This window comes from Niallia laureatilytica, from assembly GCF_046613985.1.
Classification (GTDB): Bacteria; Bacillota; Bacilli; order Bacillales; family Cytobacillaceae; genus Niallia.
This window is the reverse complement of the sequence record NZ_JBKKHP010000001.1, coordinates 397,187-414,859: the sequence shown is the minus strand read 5'-3', so window position 1 is coordinate 414,859 and position 17,673 is coordinate 397,187. Positions and strand designations below refer to the sequence as shown.

The following is a 17,673-nucleotide window of genomic DNA, read 5'->3' as shown; positions in this document are numbered from 1 at the left end:
AAAGGAGCGGCATTTTCTACTTGCCCTCCTTTTTCCATTGTTATGCTTTTATAGTTAAGGAGGATAACGATGAAAAAAACGGAAGTATTTATATTATCAGGGTTTTTAGGGAGCGGGAAAACAACTTTGTTGAAGCGACTGCTCACTCATGAAAAGGAAGAAGGCAGAAAAGTTGCAGTCTTAATGAATGAATTTGGTGATATATCGATTGATTCAAATGAAGTCGAAGCAGATGTACCGCTGAAGGAGCTGTTAGGAGGATGTGTGTGCTGCACGATTCAAGATAAGCTTGAAGGCCAGCTGCAAACACTGCTGAGAGAGGAAAAGCCAGATGTAATTTACCTAGAGACTACTGGTGCGGCACATCCTGTTGAAACGATGGACAGTATCCTTTCACCCATTTTTGCTGATAAACTATTGCTTAAAGGAATTATAACGGTTATGGATGGGAAGCTTTGGCTAGAGCGTTCCAAAATGAGTCCAGCAGTTGGGCAGCTTCTAATTGAGCAAATACGTCATGCCAACATGATATTAATAAATAAACAGGACCAGTTAACAGAGGCGGAAAAATCAAAAGTCACGTTTGAGCTTCAAAGCATCAATCCGAAAGCATTCGCTATATTAACAAGTTATTCAAAGCTTCCAGTACAAAAATTGAAAGATATGACGATGCAATTCGCGAAAGAAACAGTCAAAACAACAATTCAAACGTTACAGCTTAGTTCGTTTGTCTATCATTTTAAACATACAATTGCTTCAGATAAATTTGAAGCATTTCTTAAGGAGCTTCCTGACACTATATATCGCATTAAAGGCTATGTGCAATTCCATCAAAATCACTACCCTGATTTATTTCAGTATTCCTACGGAATGCCCTTAATGATGAGAGAAGATATGAAGATGCCATTAAATCTAGTCTTTATCGGTGAAAATATTGATTGGCAGCATATCAAAGAACAGTTAGACAATCTGTAATCTGACAAGTTGCCGCAATAACTTAGAATGAACTATCAATAAAACGGGCAAACTTTCTTTAGCTAAAGTGTAGAGGAGGGTAATTTTGTTCAAAAAGCGAAAGTTCATTCTTTTTGTTGCTGTTGCCGCAAGTCTTTTTATGGTGTCAAACGTCCATGCTGAAACAAAGGAGAATGCTCCAATCACATACGGCATTCAGCTGCTCGAATGGAAGGAAGCAGATAAGGTCATTCCACGTTACAGCAAGTTTTCCATTTATGATATGGAAACAGGCAAGTTATTTCATGCACAGCGGAGAGCAGGGTCACAGCATGCTGATGTCCAGCCACTTACAACAGCTGATACAAAGATTATGAAAGAAATCTACGGCGGAAAATGGAGCTGGAAAAGAAGATCGATTCTTGTTTTGAAGGATGATCAAGTGCTAGCTGCATCGATGCATGGGATGCCACATGGGGCAGGAGCATTACAGAATAAGTTTCCAGGCCATTTTTGTATTCATTTTTTAGGAAGCACTACCCATAAGACCGACAATATGGATTTATCACATAAGCTCATGGTATATAAAGCAGCTGGTATTTTAAAAATGGAGCTAGACAAGCAAGATCCAAATGATACTGTGCGCTCCTTTGTTGCAGGAATGAAAGAGCAGGATAATACAATCTTAAACCACTTAAGTACAGAAAAACTGGATTGGCGAGCTGCTTTGGAAGAACTGGAAAATGTAAAGCTGTTTAAAGTGGAGGAGACAAAGGACTATCAATTTGAAACTGTTTTACACATAAACTTGGAGTGGCAGCTTTATATTCAAAATGAAAAAAGAAAAAGTGAAATGAAAAGGCTGACGTTAGTCAGAACTTCACCTATTGAGCCGTGGAAAGTTTTAATTGATGACGAGTTTTTTCCATTATAGAAACAAAAGCCGTATGCAGATGCATACGGCTTATCTTGTTTGTTTATTAGCGCATCTCTCCAAATTTAGCAAAAGTTCTTTCTTCATCTACCAGTCCGCAAGCTGCACATTGGATACGATTGTCAGGACCGTTATAGCCAATATGAAAGGGGGAAAGATTATCTGCTGTATACTCTTCTACAATATTTCCAGTTTGAGGGTCTAACTTTACAGATTGGGGCACTTGGCGGATAATATTGAATCTGCTTCTATTTGTCCGGCAATTTGGGCAAGCATAAGGTGTACTCATAACTATACTTCCTTCCATCTTTATATCTTCTTCTTCCTTTTTACTATTCCACCTTTTTTTGGATATATACAGCCCTTTTTTCAGTAGTAACAATTATTGATTTCCTGTTATGTAAGTCAAGTTATTGTCATATTTGTTATGAACAGACTGTGCTTCAAAACTTGTCAATACTTAATTTCATACTTAATATGTATCTGCTGGATAATTAAGTAAAATAATTTGAACTTCTAATGAATTAGAAAAGTTTTCACCATGCTTTGGGCGATAAGTGGTTTAAGCGAAATAAAAGCTGCTGCAGCTAATTAGCTTTTACTTGTTGGATATTTTATCCACAAATATGACAAAAATCGTATGATATGATTTTTCTGTAAGCAAGCCTTTAATACGATATTAAGAAATTCATATTTTAGGAGGATTTTTTAGATGAAGAAAAAGTTAATCTTTTCAACAGCAGCAGCTGCAGCTCTATTCATGTCAAATCCGGTTATGCATCAGGCAGATGCAGCTTCTAATCAAGAGAGAGAAGCGGTGAAAGTAACGTATCAATCATATAATCTTAATGAAGAGCAAATCAATGCCTTAATGAAGCAGTTTTCAGGTAATATTGATATAAATAAGTTGCTTAAAAACTATTATGGCAGCACAAGCAACACTGTAAATAAGGAGACAGCAACAACAAAAGCACCTACAAACACAACAGCAACTGACAATAAAACAACTACAACAGCAAACACTGCTAATGCACAGGATACAACGGCAAACCAACAGAAGACGGAAGCCACACAAACTTCTTCAAGTGTGAGTGCATTTGAAAAAGAAGTTGTTGAATTGACAAATGCAGAGAGAGCTAAACAAGGTCTTCCTGCTTTAACTCTAGATACAGAGTTAAGCAAAGTTGCAAGAGCTAAGTCTGAGGATATGAGCAAGAACAATTATTTTGATCATACAAGCCCGACATATGGCAGCCCATTTGATATGATGAAGCAATTTGGTGTTTCCTACAAAGCAGCTGGCGAAAACATTGCTAAAGGTCAAACAACACCAGAGCAAGTGGTGAAAGCATGGATGAACAGTGAAGGCCATCGCGCTAATATTTTAAGCAGCAATTTCACTCATATTGGGGTAGGCTATGTAGCTGACGGGAATTACTGGACACAGCAATTTATAGGTAAATAATAGTTGTTGAAAAAACCAAAGGAATAGTTCCTTTGGTTTTTTTCTTTATGTGAAAATTTCCGCGTTTTTGAATTTTATTTTATTTTCTGTAGCTGTGTACTTTAGTGGTTTTTTTGATGAGAAATTTATATAATGGTTTTTCATATAGTTCATTTTAGAAAAAATGAAATAGTCTCAAGTAAACGGGGAATAATAAAGAAATACTATAATAGGAGAATTGAGCGTGGAAATTAGACTAGCAACGATAAATGACTTAGATGCAATTATGAATATAGCAGCAAAAACAATAAAAATAATGAATGAAGAAGGAAATGACCAATGGTCTGATAAATATCCTGCTGAAAAGGATTTTAAAACAGATATTGAAAACAGTTCTGCATTTGTTGCAATCATGGATGAAGAAGTAGTCGGCTCTATTGCGATTGACCGTATCGGCGGTAAAAACTATGATTTAATTGAATGGACATTAACGGAAAAAAACTTTTATGTTATTCACAGGCTAATGGTTGATCCTGAAATACGCGGCGGGGGAATAGCAAGCAAGCTCCTTGCTTTCGCTGAAATTTTTGCTATTGAAAATGACACATTCTATTTAAAAACAGACACATATGCCATCAATGAAAAAGCACAAAATCTGTTTCTGAAAAATGGCTTTAACAAAGTAGGAGAATTACATTTTCCTGGAAAAGAACGACCTTTCTACTGCTTCGATAAAAGCTTTAAATAATGGGTAACAAACAAGAAAAATCAACTCAAAGCAACCGAGTTGATTTTTTATTTCGATGCAGGCGGTATTTGGATGATTAGTATTCCGTTTTTAAATTGGAAAGAAAGCTCTTCCTTCCTAATGGCATATGGCAATGTAATCACTTTATGGAAACTCCGGTTTTGCCTTTCTTTTAAATAATAGGCATACTCTTCACAAAGTGTCTTAAAATGCCCAGCAATATGAAGCGTATGATCTTCACACTTAACGGCAACATTTTCCGGGGTCATGCCCGGAAGCTCTACTTCAATATAACAAACTCCATTCTTTGTATAAAAATCACAAGGGGGAAACTGATTATTGCTTTTAATGGCATTCCTACCATTAAAAAAATGCTGCTGGCTTGGCGAGTCTTGAAATAAGTTATTCCAGAGCATATCATTAGTTGGATTTTCATGAAACTGATAAATTTTTTCCAGGTTTTCAAACGACATAATTTTCGGCACACCCTTTCTCGGAAGATTAATGTAGATCCGACACTTCGATCTCAGAATATTGCACCTGTGTGTTTTTTTGAATCATGATTTCTAATACACCATCTTTATAATTGGCTGTTGATCCCTTTCTTCTGACAAGGGAAGGAAGATTAATTGTATGTTTGCTTTCTTCATCTGGTATATGTTGAATAATCAATTGACTGGAGGTGTAGTATACCTTTACTCTTTCCAGCCAAATTTCTTCCTTAATAGGAATTCGTACATAGACGTGATGGTGTGTTTCAAATACTAGATAATCAAATTTGTTCGGCTCAGCTCCTGTTTGTCGATTCGTCATTTGTGACATATTTTGGAACATTTCATCAGTGTTCATTTTCTGCAGAGATTCTGGCATCAGCTTATCCATCATATCATGTACATACTTTTGAATCTCGGCAGGTCTCATTTGCTGCATTTTGTTTTTCGTGTCTTTATTAAAAGGGAATAAATTCCATGGGAACATTGGAAATTCATCCTTTCTTTCAGAAGTGCTCGATTTTTTTATATCATATTCATTTGCACCCAATTCGTGTTATAATCGCTTGTATTAATTTTCCACTCTGTTGACGGGTAAAAGGAACAGTTGTTTTTATCCTATTGATGATAAGATAATAATATTATTTTACGAAAATTAGGTGCATGGATTTGGATACTTATAAAAACTGATGAACAGTTTGTTATATAACTACATGATTGGATCTTTTTTAGCCGTTTTTGGGGTTGGCGGTGCCTTTATGTTCACCAGTTTAAATATTAGGACAAAGATATGCGAATACTCTGTTTTATTATGGTTATTTCAGAAGTTTTTAACTACGGTAGTCAGCATCAGTGTTCTTCCATTAGTAATTATCTTGCTGTCCACAAGAGTCAAGCTGATTGACAGTGGCGATATTCAAGATTTTCCGTTTTGGAATTGGGCCATTGTAATCCTTGTTATAACGATTGTTTATTCCGTTTTAACGGCAAGATTCCTCTCTAAGGATATAATCACACCTATCTATCAGCTGAAAAATTTAATGGAGAGTGTTGGCACAAGCAAGTATTCCGAGCCAAACAGCATGGTATATACAGACGAGTTTGCTGAATTGTTCAAAGGCTTTCATGAAATGAATGAAACAATCATTCAGCGTGAAAAGTTTAATAAACAGCTCTTAGACAGTTTTATGATGGTGCTCAGTACCACCCTTAATGCCGAGACCAATACACCGCAGGCCATTCAAATAGGGTTGCCGTCTATTCGCAGTTAATTGGGCAAAACTTAAAGCTGCCTACAAGTGAGTTGGAGTTATTGTATAAATCAGCGATATTGCATGATATTGGCAAAATAGATATTCCTGATAATGTTTTGTTAAAAGAAGGGAAGCTGACAGAGGAAGATTCATGCACATAAAACACATCCAGTCATTGGTGAAAACATCCTTAAACAAGTACAGCCGCAAAAAGAAATGGCCACCATTCTTGAAGATGTGCGAAGTCATCATGAAAGATTTGATGGAAAAGGCTATCCTGACGGACTAAAAGGCGAAGAAATATCCTTCTTTGGCAGTTACTGATGCGTTTGATGCAATGACGTCAGACAGGACATACAGAAAGGGGATGCCAGTTTCTAAGGCCCTGTCCATCTTGCATGAAGGCAGAGGCACACAATGGTGGATGCATTTATTGAAATGATGGCTAAAAATGAGCCAATAAATAGTGTGAAAGAAAAAAGGAGGAATCGTCTTGATTCCTCCTTTATTTATGTGCCAAGGCCTGTTTTTTCTGAACGGAATACAGTCTGCTGCTTAAAAAAACAGCACCTGTTGCCAAACCGGCAATTAAGCCGATCCAATAGCCGAAAGGACCGAGACTTGAATAATTGGCAAGCAGATAACCGCAAGGAAGTCCAATCACCCAATAGCTGACTAGTGTCATAATCAAGGTAATATTAACATCCTTATAACCTCGTAATGCTCCTTGAACAGGTGCCTGGATGGCATCTGAAAGCTGGAAGAATATCGCATATATAAGGAAGCTTGCTGTCAGCTTTAACACCTCAGCATCATTTGTATAAATGCCTGCTATCGGACCTCTGAAAGCCATCAGGATGATGCCGCTCACAAAAGCAATGCTGATGGCAGTGAAAACACCCATCCAGCTGTATTGTTTTGCATCCTTCAGCCTGCCTGCACCAACTTCGAAACCAACCAATATTGTCAGCGCCGTTGAAATGCTCAGCGGAACCATATACAGAAGGGAAGCGAAATTAATAGCTGATTGATGAGCAGCAATGGTATTCGTGTCATAATTGCTCATTAACAATGTCACCGCACTGAAAATGCTTGTTTCAAAAAAGATCGAGAATCCGATTGGCACACCAATCTTCAAGATTTCCTTCCATTTTTCCCAAGAGACAGCATGGAATTTACTAAGCAATTTAAATCCAGCAAATGGCTGATTATGATAAACAATATGGAGTGCAGTTAACAGCATGTACCAATATGTAATACTTGTAGCGTAGCCTGTGCCGACACCGCCCATCTCTGGGAATATCCAAATACCGTTAATGAATACGTAATTCAGCCCAATATTGACCGGCAGTGCAGAAAGCGTAATAAACATTGTTACTTGTGTTTGGCCAAGGGCATCGATGAAGGACCGCAGCACAAAATAAAAGAAAATCGGAATAATGCCTGTGCTCAATGCAGCTAAGTAATGGAAGGCAATGTCTTGAACCTCTTGTTCAAGACCCATACTCTGCAAGATAGGTTTTAGGAAAACAGCTCCTAGAATGATTAATAGAACTGCCATTGATAATGACAGATAGATTGCTTGAACGACGGAGAAACTGACCTTCGATTCCTCTTTTCTGCCGACTGCTTGAGCGACAATCGGAGGGACAGCAAGCAATATACCGCTTAAGCCAGTATAAATAGGGGTCCATAAAGAACTTCCGACAGCAACTCCAGCAAGATCAATCGGACTGTAATGACCAGCCATCGTTGTATCAAAAAAAGTAAGACCGAACATGCCCACCTGTGTGACTAGAACAGGCAGTAAAATAACTAACATTTGCTTGAGTTTTTGCTTTGTTGTAAAGGTTTGATTCATCATATTTCCTCACTTTTGTTCAATAACGTTTCGATTATATCACAGATAAAAGGAAAATATGGCAAAACAGCATGACTTTTCTGTTGTTAATTTAGCCATGAGAGAATAATCTGTCTGCGGTGTTTAATTCAGCTGGCATCTCTACATGGACAGTGCTTTTCGGAACAGCAAATGCTACATCTTTTTTCTCGATAATTTCGATAATTTGAAAGTTAATATCTTCTTTTGTTTGTAAATACCCATTATAATCGGTAGCTTTTGTGAAAAAGTAAATTAATATATCAGCACTGCTGTCATTTAAGGACTCAAGAGAAACAAGAATGGTTTCAGGGTGAACACCAGGATGACGCTCGAGCACTGCTTTCATATTGGCAATGGTAGCTTGTAATCTTTCTTTTTTCGTGTGAATATCAACCTTTAAGTAAAACGAAACTTGTCGTTTTCCCATTTTAGACCAATTAATAATTGGTTCATTGGCAAGCGTTGAATTTGGAACCGTTACAAGTGCTTGTGCGAAAGTCCGTACTTTGGTGCTTCTAAACGTAATATCTTCAATTGTACCTTCTACACTCGGCGTTTTAATCCAGTCCCCAATCGTAAATGGCTTTTCTGTCACCAGGACTACTCCGCCAAAAAGGTTGCTGACCGTTTCCTTTGCTGCAAGAGCAATCGCAAGTCCCCCAAGCCCAAGTCCTGCGATAAATCCATTTATATTAAAACCCCATTCCTGAGCAATAATGCTAAAACCGAGCATAAGAACAAGTGTTTTTAACATTTTTGTTATAAAAGGCACGATAATCTTATCTACATTAATATCCAGCTTTGTCATAAGCTTAGGAAACAATAGGGTGGTCACACTGCTCAAGTTAAACAATCCCCATGTTAACAGCCCGATAAAACAGGAGCGGACGAGACTAGATTCAAAACTTACAGTCTGAATAGGGAGGAACAGGAAGGCTAACTGTATGCCAATGACAACGAACACCCAGCGTACAGGCTTTTCAAAAGCAACAAGAAAAGTGCTTGCAGCATGAATTTTTTTCTTTTTTGTGTAGCTGAGAATTAACTTAAAAAAATAGTTAGTAAACCATTTGCGCAGCAGGAGGCTTGCTCCAAATACGATTGCTGCAAGCAATATACTTGCCCAAATATGAGTATTCAAAAATTCAATCATAAAAAAATACACTCCTATATAGAAAGTTGTCCTATGTGTACTATATTAGGAAGGGAAGGTAAGTATGACTCACGAAGTAAGCTTGTATGCTAAATGAGTGTAAGTAATAACTATTTATGGTATTATCTGTATAAAATTACAAGGAGATAGGTTTATGAGACGAGCTACTATCGGTCTGCTGTTGCTTCTTCACATGATGTCTGGTTGTCAGCAATATGGGATAAAAAATATAGGTGTAGAACAGGTTGTTGACAATCATAATCAAATTGAAAATTTAGATGGATTAAATAGATTTATAGATAAGGTAAAGAAGGGAAAAGAAGCAAAAGTGAACTTTGTTTCATACGGGATAGAAGGACAGCGTATGGTTGAAAGATTAATCTTTAACGGAAAGCAAATCAATATTTCTGCAAGTGTTGATGGTGATTCTATTGAGGAATACATGTGTAAGGATATTTTTATGAAAGTGGAAGAAACGGAAAAAAAGTACATACTAAGCGAATGTACTGGAAGTTCAGGTGAAAGTGATGGGAAGGAAATATTGACTGTACCAAACGAGTAAATGCCCAGGAATAAATCCTGAGCATTTTTTTGACCTTTATAATTATGCCTCCATCAGATCGTCTGTCTGTTCCTGGTTGGAGCGCATTGTATATAGTGTAAAAACATCTTTAGGGACTTCAAATAATTCGTAGCTTACTCCTGTTTCTTCCTTGAGTTTTTCTACAATCGATTTTCTTGTCTCATTAGCATGTACGGCATAAGGGAGTTTTTCTGCTGCTTTAACGGAACGGAGATTATGCTCTCTTATGCGCATTAAAATACTGTTAATATTCAGCTCAAAGAAGGCTTCTGAAAAAAACAGTTCCTTGGCTATTTTATTATATCCTTTTCCATGATAAGGTTTGCCTATCCAAGTTCCTAAAAACCCGATGCCGTCTTGAATATCATAAAGATTAATGGTTCCTATCGGATTATGCCATTCATCAAGAATGGTACGAGAGATCAGTTCACCTTTTTCTTCTGCTTCTATCGTCTGTTTTGTGATAAATAAATATTCTTCATAAGATGCCGCTTTTTGGCGGACAAAGGGAAATACATCCGGATGCTTCATCATTTCAAATAGGACAGCGCAATCTTCCAATTCACGTTTTTTCAGCATAAAAATACCCTCCTTATACATGAGGGCAGTGTGTGCAAAGGAAAAACAAAAAGTGCCTCCGCCCTCGAAATTTTTTATCAACTTGTAGCTTGTAAAAAATTTCGGGGTGGGAATCGAACCCACTAGAACCTAATTAGGTGGCGCACCATTTGCCTTCCCTATATTTTATTTATTGTTTTCCTGCAATAATATCGTACTGCTTCTATTTTACAAAAAAAGTCTTGAAAATAATATAGGTAATTGTAATGTTTTTGTAAATACTTTATTTATTTTTTTTCTTGCGGAATTGCAGAAGTACGTATGCAGCCAGCAGCACAACAGCTCCAATAATAATTGGTGTAATATAAGGTTTTGCATATGTTTCAATATTTTCCCAATGATCACCTAAACGCATTCCCAGCAACAGAAATAAGACGGTCCATGGAATAATCGCTGCAGTCGTATAAAGGGTGAATTGGCCAATTGGCATTCTTGCAAGCCCGGCTGGAATCGAAATAGCATGTCTGACAACAGGGATAAACCGCGCCAGAAAAATCATGCCCGTCCCATATTTAAGAAACCATTTTTCAGAAGCATCCACATGAGAGCTTTTGATTAAAATATACTTCCCGTATCTGTCGATAAATGGTCTTCCGCCATACAGCGCAATCCAATATAAAAACAGTTGGGCAATCGTTCCGCCGATAACACCGGCAATGAGAGCACCGAAAAAATTAATATGGCCAGAATGGATTAAATAGCCTCCATAGCTTAAAACAATTTCACTTGGTATTACTTCGACCATTAAACCTAAAGCTATACCCATATAGCCTAAGGATGATAAAAAGTCAAAGATTGTATGTACTAGTTCAGACACTTACATCTCTCCCGCTTATTGAAAATATTTGTATTTTATTTGTAGAATAGACAATCATTAGTATACATGACGTGTAAGAAAAAATGAAATAAGAATTTAGGATGAAAGATTAATAGGTGAATACCTAAAGGAATAATAGTCCATTTACCTTAAAATTATCTTAACATCCCAATTAAGAAAAAAGGGCATAAAAACTGAAACATATTAACACTATGCTCGTATATAATAAGACAACATATTATTGAAACCCAAAAGGGAGGACAAAATGAATTTCCACAAAGAAGTAACTCATGATGAAAGAATATTTGCCATGCTTATTTATGTTTCCAGTTTTTTCACAGCATTTCTTGGTCCATTAGTTATTTATTTAATAAAAAGTGATTCAGAATTTGTAAAATATCATGGTAAAGAGTATTTTAATTTCCTTATCTCGTACGCCATTTACGGTTTTATTAGCTGGTTGCTGATTTTTGTGCTTGTCGGCTTTGTTCTAATGCCAATTGTTGCACTTCTTGGCTTCATCTTTACGATTATAGCTGCTATTAAGTCATATGAAGGTTCTGATTATCGTATACCTCTTACCATTCGTTTTATTAGGTAACTGGAGAAAAAGAGACAATTTTTTAACTAAAGAATTTTCTTTTAAGATTAGTTGCCGTTAAAAATGCTCGGTTTGGGAGCAACTATATATTCTGATGCGTTTTTAAGACTTCTTCTTAACGAAGAAAGTCTTTTTTTTTCCTTTCATGAGCTTAATCGATTATGATAGTTAAGAATGAAGGTAAGAGAAAGAAGGATAGAAATGAAGGAAAATATCGGTTTAGTGCTGGAAGGGGGAGGCATGCGCGGGGTTTATACTGCCGGTGCGCTTGAGTGCTTTCTGGAGCATAATGTCTATTTCCCATATGTAATCGGAGTTTCAGCAGGGGCAAGCTATGGGGCCTCGTATATGTCTCAGCAAGCTGGCAGAAACAAAAAGGTAAGCTTGGATTATGTTACAGATCCAAGATATATGTCATGGCGAAATTTTCGACAAACAGGTCAATTCTTCGGGATGGACTTCATTTACAATCAGATTCCTAACACGATGGTTCCGTTTGATTATGAAGCGTTTTATGGCAATGAAGCAGAATTTAAAATTGGTGCAACAGATATTCAAACAGGCGAAAGTGTATTTTATGGCAAACAAGATTATAAAGAGGAGCTCCTAAAAGCTTTGGAAGCCTCTAGCTCTCTGCCATTTTTAGCACCCGTTGTTGATTTCAAAGGGAGGAAACTGCTAGATGGCGGCATTTCCGATCCGATTCCCTTAAAAAGGGCGCAGGAGGATGGCTTTAAAAGAAATGTTGTCATTTTAACAAGGAATCTCGGTTATCGTAAATCTAAATCACGTTTTGCTTTTTTTGTGAGACGAAAGTATCCCCAATTCAAAGGGTTGCAGCAAGCAATGGAAGCAAGATACAAATTATATAATGAAACACTGGAATATGTGGAACAGGAAGAGAAAAAAGGAAATATCATGGTAGTAAGACCGCAGGAAAAGCTGGTCGTTGGACGCATGGAGAGAAATCCGCAAAAGCTGGAAAATCTATACATGCAAGGCTATCGCGATGCGAAGGCAGCTCTGGGAAAATGGAAAGAGCAACAATTTATTTAAAGTTAGAAACCCCAATGGTAATATTCCCATTGGGGTTTTTCGATTAGTAGAAGAGTCAAAAACCTAGTATCTTCATTTTGCCAATTGCCAAAAATTCACGAATAGTAAGCGGGATAATAACAGAAGCGGGTGTTTTAGCTGCAAGAGGATAGGCCTTCATCCCTTTTTTCTCGGCTATAGTGACAGCCCTGTATAGGTGGAAGTCGCTGCTTGCGATAACCGCTTCTGTAATATTATATAAATCCATGCTGTTTTGCAGGTTTTCATACGTCGATGTAGACTGATCTTCTAAAAGGATTTTATCTTCTGCAATATTATTTGCGAGCAGATAGTTTTTGAGAGCCGCAGCCTCTGTTATATTTTCGCCATTTCCTTTGCCTCCTGTAACAACGATTTTTGCCTGTTTATTATTATTCCAGTAGGAAATAGCAGCATCAGCCCGGTTTTTTAATACTTTGGACAACTCGTCACCATCCACCTTTGCTCCGAGAATAATGATATAAGGAATACCTTCAGGGGGAACAGCAGAAGCAGTTCTTTTCATCTTCACATAATAATAAGACGTAGAAGCAAGCAATAGAACAGCACAAAAAATAATAACGAATTTCATTTTTTTCAAAAATATCACTCCAATCAATCATAGATGATAGAGGCTGTTAATAGAATATAGAATACTAGATTATAACGGAAAATATCAGTAAGGAGCCATGTTTGTGATGAATATAGAAAAGTACTACAGACAATCAGCCACTGCCTTCTTAAACGCGAGCCTTATTAGCTGTATTCCAGTCATCTTCTTTATTGCACTGTTCATTAGCGTTAAGCTGAATCGTCTATTTCTTCTTCTAATCATACCATTTTGCTTATACAGCATTACAGCGTTTGCCTCTTATTTAATTCAAAGAAGGCGCTGTGAGAGGCTTACAGATACATTGGAGGCGCAGAAGGTTACCTCTATTCTCCAATCGAAGACGGTCTTGTTATCCTTTTTACCTGCACCTTCTTTAAGAATGCTTATCTTTGATAGTGAGGGCACAGTGCTCGGCGAGATTAGGGATGACAAATTTACGTTATTTCGATGGTATTTGCCGCCGTTTTTCGATATATTCACAGCAAAAACGTATGGGTTCTATAATGGGGAAAACATGCTGCAATATCAGTTTACAGTCAAAAAACAATGTGTTGAAATTAGAAACAGAAAAAAACAGCTTATCAGCAAGTTGGAAGAGAAGCGGACAGACAAAGCAACGAAAACTGTTTATAAATATGAAAAAAAAGAGCTGTGCTTGAAAAGATCGCTTGCTTTTACCGATTATTGTTTAGAAGATGAACGAGGCATTGCCATTGTAAATGTCAAAAAGGGATGGATGCCAAAAGATTGGCAAAAGCGATTTCTAGATCCGAACCATCCTGTTGTTTCCATCCATCATTCTGCTTCTAATAAGGATATTATTCATATTTATGCCATATTGGCAAAAATATTTGCTTATAAGGATCATTAATAAAAATACTTGATTGGTGAATTGCTCCTTTCAAACACATATGGAATAAAGTTAAGGCTGGCAAAGTGATTGCCAGCCTTAACTTTATTGATAGCTTTTCAATACAATTGCTGAGTTATGGCCGCCAAAACCGAAGGAATTAGATAATCCAATTGTTATTGGCGCTTTTCTCGCTTCGTTTGGCACATAGTCCAAATCACAGTCAGCGTCATTCTTTTTCAAGTTGATAGTTGGCGGAATAAGCTGATGCAAAAGACTTTTAATAAGAGCGACTGCTTCTGCGCCGCCTGCTGCGCCCAACATATGGCCAAGCATTGATTTATTTGCTGTTACAGGTATGCGATAGGCATCTTGGCCAAACAGTTTTTTGATCGCAAGCGTTTCTGATAAATCACCAACCTTTGTGCTCGTTGCATGGGCACTGATTACGTCAACATCTGCAGGTGAAATGTTGGCTTTTCTCAATGCATTTCGCATGGCTGAATAAGCACCTGTGCCTTCAGGGTGGGAAGCAACCATATGATAAGCATCAGAGCTTGCTCCGTATCCAATTACTTCACAGAGGATAGGCGCATTTCGTTTAACTGCATGTTCTAATGATTCTAGCACTAAAATCCCTGCACCTTCACTCATCACAAACCCATCTCGTTCTTCATCAAATGGACGGCTTGCGAGCTCAGGTTCCTCGTTTCGTGTCGATAGAGCTCGTGCATTTCCGAAACTTGCGAGAGATAATGGGGATATGGCAGCTTCTGCACCACCAGCAAACATAATATCTGCATCATCATTGCGAATCGCGTTAAAAGCTTCACCTATTGACGTATTTCCAATGGAACATGCCGTAACAGGGGAGAGGGAAGGACCTAATGCGCCTAGCCTTATGCTGATTTGCGCCGCAGCCGCATTAGAAATCATCATCGGAACTAGATTTGGACTAACCCTGTTTGGACCTCTGTCATTTAATATATTTACATTATCAATGAGTGTGTTCAAGCCGCCGATTCCTGAACCGACGTATACTCCAAGCCTTTCTTTGTCGACTACTTCCAAATCAAGTTCTGAACTATTTAAAGCTTCTTCTGCTGCCGCTAATGCAAATTGTGCGAAGCGGTCCAGTTTTTTTGCTTCCTTTGCTCCCCATCTGCCGACTGCATCAAAATCTGCAATCATTCCTGCAATAGTTGTTTTGGAATTAGATACATCAAACTGGTCAATTTTGCGAATGCCAGATATTCCGTTAGAGAGATTTTCCCAAAACTGCTCTACATTATTTCCGATTGGTGAGATAACACCCATTCCAGTCACAACGACTCTTTTCATTATACATTCCTCCAAAAGCTTGTTTTTTTCTTTATTTTATCGTTTACTTATCCTATTACAAGTTGTAGTTTATCCTAGTATAAATAGTACTATCTTAAAAAGGAGTGAAAAGAATGAATGACGAGATTCGATTGCGAGCATTATCTGAGTTTCTAAAGATGAAACGGGCAAAGCTTCAGCCGGCGATGGTCGGACTGCCTTTAGGCGGGAGGCGAAGAACAACAGGGCTTCGCAGGGAAGAAGTAGCCCAGCTTGCCGGTGTAAGCACCACATGGTATACATGGCTTGAGCAGGGCAGAGACATAAAAGTGTCCATTTCTGTATTAGAAGCCGTTTCAGATGCATTACGATTGAACAAGGATGAAAAGCGGTATTTATTTGGACTGGCATTGGAGGAGACAAAAAATGCTGGTATTCCAATGGAGGAAGGGGAACTGATTACACCTTCTATAAGGAGAATATTGAGCGAACTTCACTACTGTCCGACCATCATTACAGACAGGCGAAGCTATATCGTCGGCTGGAACGAAGCAGCTGCACAAGTTTTTTTGGATTTTAATATGCTTTCCCTTGAAAATAGAAACTTAATTGAGCTGTTATTTGCTAGAAAAGAATTAAGAGCCCTAGCTGTAAATTGGGAACATTTCGCTAAAGGTTTTCTCTCTATTTTTCGCACGTACTTAGGGCAGTATATGGCAGATGATTGGTACTCTGAGTTTATCGAAACAATGATTGATAAATACCCTGATTTTGAAGTGATGTGGAATGAAAGTGAAGTCAGCTCAGCTCCAGAGGTGATGATTGAATTTCGCCATTCAAAGGCTGGGAAAATGCTGTACAATCTCACTTCGCTTCAGGTTCATGGGATGAATGATTTAAGATGCAGCATCTACACACCAGTAGATGGATCAGGAACAGAGGAAAAGCTGAAGCAGCTGCTTAAAAGGGAGAGCAAATAGCCATTGTGAAACAATTTCCCTTCATATAAAATGAAAGAAAAAGGATAAGAAAGGTGAATACATCATGCTTGACGACTTTTTAGTAAACGGTTTCTTTCTTTTTTTATTTTGCTGCTTTATTCCGCTGTTATTTGTTTTAAGGAATGGCCAAATGGAAAATAAGAAATCACTCCTCATCTTATCATCTTCTGCTGCAATTATAGCATGCATAAGTTTTCCTATTAAGGTTGGTAATGGTATTCTTTTTGATTTGCGATTGGTCGCTCAGATTTTTGGTTCCTTGTATGGAGGTCCCATTGCTGCTCTCGTTTTAGCTTTAGTAAATATATTATACAGAAGCTTGTTTGATGGAATAGGTGTAATCAATACTCTTGTTGTTGCTCCCATTCATTTGATTGGACTGTTATTTGTGCGAAGGTGGTTCTTGCAGAGATCTATTAAGCAGAAAGTCTTTTACAGCTTTTTAATCGGGATTTTTTCTACGATAATTACTTTAGCGGCAGTCAGATGGGTGTCTGGTATTGGTATTCCTATTAAGCTCGCATTGCAATATGCGCTAATCCAATCTATCGTATTATGCTTAATTATTTATGTAGTAGAGGTCATTCAAAAACTGTGGAACGTTCAAAATAAAATATTTCAAGCTCAAAAGATGGAAACAGTCAGTCAACTGGCAGCTTCCATTTCCCATGAAGTACGAAATCCGTTGACATCTGTAAAGGGTTTTATGCAGCTTTTGCAGGAAACGGCTTTAAATGATAATCAAAAAAATTATTTAGACATATCGTTAAGTGAGCTTGACAAGGCAGTTAAGGTAATTGAGGACTATCTGGCATTTGCTAATCCCAACCCAATGGATGGAATAGAAGCATTAAACGTGGAAGAAGAAATACAGCGAATCACTCAGGTGCTTCATCCTCTGGCGAATAAGAGCTCCATACGTATGGAAGTGGAGACAAGCACCATACATATTATGAGCAACCAGCAATATTTCAGCCAATGCCTTGTGAACATATGCAAAAATGCAATCGAGGCAATGGAGGAGCACTCCAGCGGCATTCTTGTGATAAAAACAATAAAACAAAAACAAGAAGCCGTGATATCCATAAGTGATACAGGTATTGGCATGAGTAAGGAGGAAGTGTCAAGATTGGGAGAACCATATTATTCTACAAAAGGAAAAAATGGCACTGGTCTTGGTATGATGTTTGTATACAATTGTATAAAAGAAATGGGAGGGAGCATTCAAGTTGAAAGTGAAAAAGGAAACGGCACTAAATTTGTAATTCGGCTCCCGATATTATATCCTGCAAAACTAGAAAAAACGGATCAAGCTTCTTGATCCGTTTCTTTTTTTG

At 37.7% G+C, this 17,673-nt stretch carries 23 protein-coding genes; 14 read left to right on the top strand and 9 right to left on the bottom strand.

What is annotated here, in order from left to right; genetic code table 11:
• The first annotated feature begins 69 nt into the window (after window positions 1-69).
• Together ACLIJJ_RS02090 and ACLIJJ_RS02085 are read left to right on the top strand one after the other, a co-directional pair.
• Entirely contained in the window at window positions 70-975 is a 906-nt protein-coding gene (locus tag ACLIJJ_RS02090; RefSeq protein ID WP_411410498.1) for a CobW family GTP-binding protein, read from the top strand.
• 85 nt (window positions 976-1,060) lie between these two features.
• Complete coding sequence (locus ACLIJJ_RS02085) at window positions 1,061-1,888, top strand: hypothetical protein (RefSeq protein WP_233313486.1); 828 nt, start codon at window positions 1,061-1,063, stop codon at window positions 1,886-1,888.
• A 46-nt stretch (window positions 1,889-1,934) separates the two neighbouring features.
• Here the strand turns inward: ACLIJJ_RS02085 and ACLIJJ_RS02080 are convergent, their stop codons facing one another.
• Window positions 1,935-2,177, bottom strand: a complete 243-nt coding sequence (locus ACLIJJ_RS02080; protein WP_233313487.1) for a DNA alkylation repair protein — start codon at window positions 2,175-2,177, stop codon at window positions 1,935-1,937.
• A gap of 423 nt (window positions 2,178-2,600) precedes the next feature.
• Here ACLIJJ_RS02080 and ACLIJJ_RS02075 point away from each other — a divergent pair, with 423 nt between their 5' ends.
• On the top strand, window positions 2,601-3,353 hold the full coding sequence (locus tag ACLIJJ_RS02075) for a CAP domain-containing protein (protein ID WP_237941614.1): 753 nt from the start codon (window positions 2,601-2,603) through the stop codon (window positions 3,351-3,353).
• Between the two features lie 223 nt (window positions 3,354-3,576).
• Window positions 3,577-4,080 (top strand): GNAT family N-acetyltransferase, encoded by a 504-nt coding sequence (locus ACLIJJ_RS02070; protein WP_233313489.1) that lies wholly within the window; start codon window positions 3,577-3,579, stop codon window positions 4,078-4,080.
• Between the two features lie 47 nt (window positions 4,081-4,127).
• Here the strand turns inward: ACLIJJ_RS02070 and ACLIJJ_RS02065 are convergent, their stop codons facing one another.
• Both ACLIJJ_RS02065 and ACLIJJ_RS02060 read right to left on the bottom strand, forming a co-directional pair.
• Window positions 4,128-4,553: an Hsp20/alpha crystallin family protein gene (locus tag ACLIJJ_RS02065; protein ID WP_233313490.1), complete on the bottom strand. Its 426-nt coding sequence runs from the start codon at window positions 4,551-4,553 to the stop codon at window positions 4,128-4,130.
• A gap of 28 nt (window positions 4,554-4,581) precedes the next feature.
• Window positions 4,582-5,121 (bottom strand): Hsp20/alpha crystallin family protein, encoded by a 540-nt coding sequence (locus ACLIJJ_RS02060; protein WP_237941613.1) that lies wholly within the window; start codon window positions 5,119-5,121, stop codon window positions 4,582-4,584.
• Window positions 5,122-5,260: 139 nt separating this feature from the next.
• On the opposite strand from ACLIJJ_RS02060, the gene ACLIJJ_RS02055 reads away from it, so the two are divergent.
• The 4 genes from ACLIJJ_RS02055 to ACLIJJ_RS02040 are packed head-to-tail and all read left to right on the top strand — an operon-like array spanning window position 5,261 to window position 6,266.
• Entirely contained in the window at window positions 5,261-5,842 is a 582-nt protein-coding gene (locus ACLIJJ_RS02055; RefSeq protein ID WP_411410497.1) for a hypothetical protein, read from the top strand.
• Complete coding sequence (locus tag ACLIJJ_RS02050; RefSeq protein WP_325169553.1) at window positions 5,842-5,985, top strand: HD domain-containing protein; 144 nt, start codon at window positions 5,842-5,844, stop codon at window positions 5,983-5,985. Before ACLIJJ_RS02055 ends, ACLIJJ_RS02050 begins: the two co-directional genes overlap by 1 nt.
• A gap of 55 nt (window positions 5,986-6,040) precedes the next feature.
• Window positions 6,041-6,148, top strand: coding sequence for an HD domain-containing phosphohydrolase (locus ACLIJJ_RS02045; RefSeq protein ID WP_396953798.1), 108 nt, complete (start codon window positions 6,041-6,043; stop codon window positions 6,146-6,148).
• Window positions 6,135-6,266, top strand: coding sequence for a hypothetical protein (locus ACLIJJ_RS02040; protein ID WP_267913269.1), 132 nt, complete (start codon window positions 6,135-6,137; stop codon window positions 6,264-6,266). The genes ACLIJJ_RS02045 and ACLIJJ_RS02040 overlap by 14 nt, the downstream gene beginning before the upstream one ends.
• A 63-nt stretch (window positions 6,267-6,329) precedes the next feature.
• Here ACLIJJ_RS02040 and ACLIJJ_RS02035 read toward each other — a convergent pair whose 3' ends face one another.
• On the bottom strand, window positions 6,330-7,685 hold the full coding sequence (locus ACLIJJ_RS02035) for an MATE family efflux transporter (RefSeq protein WP_233314729.1): 1,356 nt from the start codon (window positions 7,683-7,685) through the stop codon (window positions 6,330-6,332).
• A gap of 91 nt (window positions 7,686-7,776) precedes the next feature.
• Complete coding sequence (locus tag ACLIJJ_RS02030) at window positions 7,777-8,859, bottom strand: mechanosensitive ion channel family protein (RefSeq protein WP_411410496.1); 1,083 nt, start codon at window positions 8,857-8,859, stop codon at window positions 7,777-7,779.
• 154 nt (window positions 8,860-9,013) lie between these two features.
• On the opposite strand from ACLIJJ_RS02030, the gene ACLIJJ_RS02025 reads away from it, so the two are divergent.
• On the top strand, window positions 9,014-9,421 hold the full coding sequence (locus tag ACLIJJ_RS02025) for a DUF4362 domain-containing protein (RefSeq protein ID WP_411410495.1): 408 nt from the start codon (window positions 9,014-9,016) through the stop codon (window positions 9,419-9,421).
• Window positions 9,422-9,463: 42 nt separating this feature from the next.
• Here the strand turns inward: ACLIJJ_RS02025 and ACLIJJ_RS02020 are convergent, their stop codons facing one another.
• Complete coding sequence (locus ACLIJJ_RS02020) at window positions 9,464-10,021, bottom strand: GNAT family N-acetyltransferase (protein ID WP_233313496.1); 558 nt, start codon at window positions 10,019-10,021, stop codon at window positions 9,464-9,466.
• 262 nt (window positions 10,022-10,283) lie between these two features.
• On the bottom strand, window positions 10,284-10,877 hold the full coding sequence (uptA, locus tag ACLIJJ_RS02015) for an undecaprenyl phosphate transporter UptA (RefSeq protein WP_233313497.1): 594 nt from the start codon (window positions 10,875-10,877) through the stop codon (window positions 10,284-10,286).
• A gap of 265 nt (window positions 10,878-11,142) precedes the next feature.
• Here uptA and ACLIJJ_RS02010 point away from each other — a divergent pair, with 265 nt between their 5' ends.
• Both ACLIJJ_RS02010 and ACLIJJ_RS02005 read left to right on the top strand, forming a co-directional pair.
• Window positions 11,143-11,478, top strand: coding sequence for a DUF4870 domain-containing protein (locus tag ACLIJJ_RS02010; RefSeq protein ID WP_251645443.1), 336 nt, complete (start codon window positions 11,143-11,145; stop codon window positions 11,476-11,478).
• 201 nt (window positions 11,479-11,679) lie between these two features.
• Complete coding sequence (locus ACLIJJ_RS02005; RefSeq protein ID WP_237941610.1) at window positions 11,680-12,534, top strand: patatin-like phospholipase family protein; 855 nt, start codon at window positions 11,680-11,682, stop codon at window positions 12,532-12,534.
• Between the two features lie 55 nt (window positions 12,535-12,589).
• On the opposite strand, the gene ACLIJJ_RS02000 is transcribed toward ACLIJJ_RS02005, so the two are convergent.
• Window positions 12,590-13,144 (bottom strand): YdcF family protein, encoded by a 555-nt coding sequence (locus ACLIJJ_RS02000; protein WP_233314730.1) that lies wholly within the window; start codon window positions 13,142-13,144, stop codon window positions 12,590-12,592.
• 103 nt (window positions 13,145-13,247) lie between these two features.
• Between ACLIJJ_RS02000 and ACLIJJ_RS01995 the strand changes: the two genes are divergently transcribed.
• Complete coding sequence (locus ACLIJJ_RS01995) at window positions 13,248-14,036, top strand: hypothetical protein (RefSeq protein ID WP_237941609.1); 789 nt, start codon at window positions 13,248-13,250, stop codon at window positions 14,034-14,036.
• A gap of 84 nt (window positions 14,037-14,120) precedes the next feature.
• Here ACLIJJ_RS01995 and fabF read toward each other — a convergent pair whose 3' ends face one another.
• A complete protein-coding gene (gene fabF, locus ACLIJJ_RS01990) occupies window positions 14,121-15,356 on the bottom strand; it encodes a beta-ketoacyl-ACP synthase II (RefSeq protein WP_233313501.1) in 1,236 nt (411 codons plus the stop codon).
• A gap of 113 nt (window positions 15,357-15,469) precedes the next feature.
• Between fabF and ACLIJJ_RS01985 the strand changes: the two genes are divergently transcribed.
• On the top strand, window positions 15,470-16,315 hold the full coding sequence (locus tag ACLIJJ_RS01985; RefSeq protein WP_237941607.1) for a helix-turn-helix transcriptional regulator: 846 nt from the start codon (window positions 15,470-15,472) through the stop codon (window positions 16,313-16,315).
• A 64-nt stretch (window positions 16,316-16,379) separates the two neighbouring features.
• Window positions 16,380-17,657, top strand: a complete 1,278-nt coding sequence (locus ACLIJJ_RS01980; protein WP_411410494.1) for an ATP-binding protein — start codon at window positions 16,380-16,382, stop codon at window positions 17,655-17,657.
• The last annotated feature ends 16 nt before the right edge of the window (window positions 17,658-17,673 follow it).

What these genes read in the sequence shown, in the direction of transcription:
- ACLIJJ_RS02090 (WP_411410498.1), top strand. Translation starts at nt 70, where the DNA reads ATGAAAAAAACGGAAGTATTTATATTATCAGGGTTTTTAGGGAGCGGG.
- ACLIJJ_RS01980 (WP_411410494.1), top strand. Translation starts at nt 16,380, where the DNA reads ATGCTTGACGACTTTTTAGTAAACGGTTTCTTTCTTTTTTTATTTTGC.
- ACLIJJ_RS02035 (WP_233314729.1), bottom strand. Translation starts at nt 7,685, where the DNA reads ATGAATCAAACCTTTACAACAAAGCAAAAACTCAAGCAAATGTTAGTT.
- ACLIJJ_RS02030 (WP_411410496.1), bottom strand. Translation starts at nt 8,859, where the DNA reads ATGATTGAATTTTTGAATACTCATATTTGGGCAAGTATATTGCTTGCA.
- ACLIJJ_RS01985 (WP_237941607.1), top strand. Translation starts at nt 15,470, where the DNA reads ATGAATGACGAGATTCGATTGCGAGCATTATCTGAGTTTCTAAAGATG.
- ACLIJJ_RS02020 (WP_233313496.1), bottom strand. Translation starts at nt 10,021, where the DNA reads ATGCTGAAAAAACGTGAATTGGAAGATTGCGCTGTCCTATTTGAAATG.
- fabF (WP_233313501.1), bottom strand. Translation starts at nt 15,356, where the DNA reads ATGAAAAGAGTCGTTGTGACTGGAATGGGTGTTATCTCACCAATCGGA.
- ACLIJJ_RS02000 (WP_233314730.1), bottom strand. Translation starts at nt 13,144, where the DNA reads ATGAAATTCGTTATTATTTTTTGTGCTGTTCTATTGCTTGCTTCTACG.
- ACLIJJ_RS02025 (WP_411410495.1), top strand. Translation starts at nt 9,014, where the DNA reads ATGAGACGAGCTACTATCGGTCTGCTGTTGCTTCTTCACATGATGTCT.
- ACLIJJ_RS02080 (WP_233313487.1), bottom strand. Translation starts at nt 2,177, where the DNA reads ATGAGTACACCTTATGCTTGCCCAAATTGCCGGACAAATAGAAGCAGA.
- ACLIJJ_RS02075 (WP_237941614.1), top strand. Translation starts at nt 2,601, where the DNA reads ATGAAGAAAAAGTTAATCTTTTCAACAGCAGCAGCTGCAGCTCTATTC.
- ACLIJJ_RS02065 (WP_233313490.1), bottom strand. Translation starts at nt 4,553, where the DNA reads ATGTCGTTTGAAAACCTGGAAAAAATTTATCAGTTTCATGAAAATCCA.
- ACLIJJ_RS02010 (WP_251645443.1), top strand. Translation starts at nt 11,143, where the DNA reads ATGAATTTCCACAAAGAAGTAACTCATGATGAAAGAATATTTGCCATG.
- ACLIJJ_RS02045 (WP_396953798.1), top strand. Translation starts at nt 6,041, where the DNA reads ATGGCCACCATTCTTGAAGATGTGCGAAGTCATCATGAAAGATTTGAT.
- ACLIJJ_RS02005 (WP_237941610.1), top strand. Translation starts at nt 11,680, where the DNA reads ATGAAGGAAAATATCGGTTTAGTGCTGGAAGGGGGAGGCATGCGCGGG.
- ACLIJJ_RS02055 (WP_411410497.1), top strand. Translation starts at nt 5,261, where the DNA reads ATGAACAGTTTGTTATATAACTACATGATTGGATCTTTTTTAGCCGTT.